Genomic DNA, 1683 nt, shown 5'->3' with positions numbered 1-1683 from the left:
GCACGGCGTTGGCGGCGCCCGTGAGGACGGCGCCGACGCACAGGATGAGCAGGGCGTTCATCGCGGTGCTCCGGGTCAGGGCGCCGCCGGCCAGGGCGCGGGCCATCGCCCCCATCACGAAGGGCAGCGCGATCATGACGGCGAGGAACGTGCGGTCCGCGCCGAGCACGGCGGTGTACCGGCGCACGAGGGTGCCGAGCTGTGCGGTGCGGCCGCGCGGCCGGGGCGGCGGGGCGACGGCGGCCGGGGCGGCCCGCTGCCGCCGGGGCTGGGCGGTGGCGCCCTCGGTGTACCTGCCGTGGAGGGGCGAGGCGCGGTAGTCGCCCGCCCAGTCGCGGTCCGGGTCGCGTTCGAAGGCCTCGAAGGCCTCCGGCCACTGTTCGAATCCGAAGAACGCGAGGGCGTCCTCGGGCGGCCCGTAGTAGGCGACGCGTCCTTCGGGTGCGAGCATCAGGAGCCGGTCGCACACGTCCAGGCTGAGCACGCTGTGGGTGACGACGACGACGGTGCGGCCGTCGTCGGCCAGGGCGCGCAGCATGTGCATCACCGAGCGGTCCATCCCCGGGTCCAGGCCGGAGGTCGGCTCGTCGAGGAACAGCAGGGACGGCTTGGTGAGGAGTTCCAGGGCCACGCTGACGCGTTTGCGCTGACCGCCGGAGAGGCTGTGCACGCGCTGCTCCGCCCGCTGCTCCAGACCGAGTTCGCGGATGACCTCGTCGACCCGGGAGCGGCGCTCGGACTTGGCGGTGTCCTGCGGGAAGCGGAGTTCGGCGGCGTAGGACAGGGCGCTGCGGACGGTGAGCCGGTCGTGCAGGATGTCGTCCTGCGGGACGAGGCCGATGCGCTGGCGCAGTTCCGCGTAGTCGCGGTAGAGGTCGCGGCCGTCGTAGAGGACGGTGCCGCGGTCGGCGGGGCGCTGTCCGGTGAGGGCGTGGAGGAGGGTGGACTTCCCGGAGCCGNNAGATCTCACCGGTGTCGACGTACTCCCGGAGTTCGTCGCCGACGAGGCAGAGGGCGGAGTGGCCGATGCCGACGATGTCGCCGGGGCCCACCGGGGCGCTGGTGACGGGGCCGCCGTTGAGGTAGGTGCCGTTGTGGCTGCCGAGGTCGGCGATCTCGTACGTCCCGTCGGGCAGCGCCCTCAGTTCGGCGTGCCGGCGGGAGACCACGAGATCGTCGATGACGAGGTCGTTGTCGGCGGCGCGGCCGATGCGGACGGTGCGCGCGGGCAGCGGCCGTACGGTGGTGGGCCGCCGGTAGGTGCCGGTCAGGGCGGGGCTCGACACGGCGGAGAGCCGTCCGGGGGCGGGCGGCGGCCGGCGGGTCAGGACGGCGCTCGGTCCGTCCTGGGGGCTGCCGAAGCGGAGGACGCTGCCGGGGCCCACGTCCCTCACGTGCACGCGGTGGCCGTCGGCGTAGGTGCCGTTGGTGCTGCGCTCGTCCTCGACGGTCCAGTGGCCGTCACCGGGGTGGAGCACCGCGTGGTGCCAGGAGACCCGGGCGTCGTCCATGACGATGTCGCTCGACGGATCGCGTCCGACGTGGTAGTCGCGGACCGGGCTGATCAGGGTGGAGCCGTGGTCGGTCTCCACGAGGAGCTCCGGTGCGACCGGCCGCTCGACCATGCCTGGATTCTACCGATCGGCCCGTTCGGGTGCCCGGCGTGACGGGGTGGGGGCGGGG

At 74.0% G+C, this 1683-nt stretch carries 2 pseudogenes; both read right to left on the bottom strand.

The annotated features are described in order from the left end of the window. A pseudogene (locus tag AOK18_RS34975) lies at positions 1-959 on the bottom strand (ATP-binding cassette domain-containing protein); the annotation flags it as partial. A 2-nt stretch (positions 960-961) separates the two neighbouring features. Continuing rightward, a pseudogene (locus AOK18_RS34970) lies at positions 962-1625 on the bottom strand (FHA domain-containing protein); the annotation flags it as partial. Positions 1626-1683 lie beyond the last annotated feature (58 nt).

It is taken from the genome of Streptomyces prasinopilosus (assembly GCF_001419695.1).
Taxonomy (GTDB): Bacteria; Actinomycetota; Actinomycetes; order Streptomycetales; family Streptomycetaceae; genus Streptomyces; species Streptomyces prasinopilosus.
The sequence above is the reverse complement of the archived record's forward strand: the minus strand, read 5'-3'. Positions and strand labels throughout refer to the sequence as shown.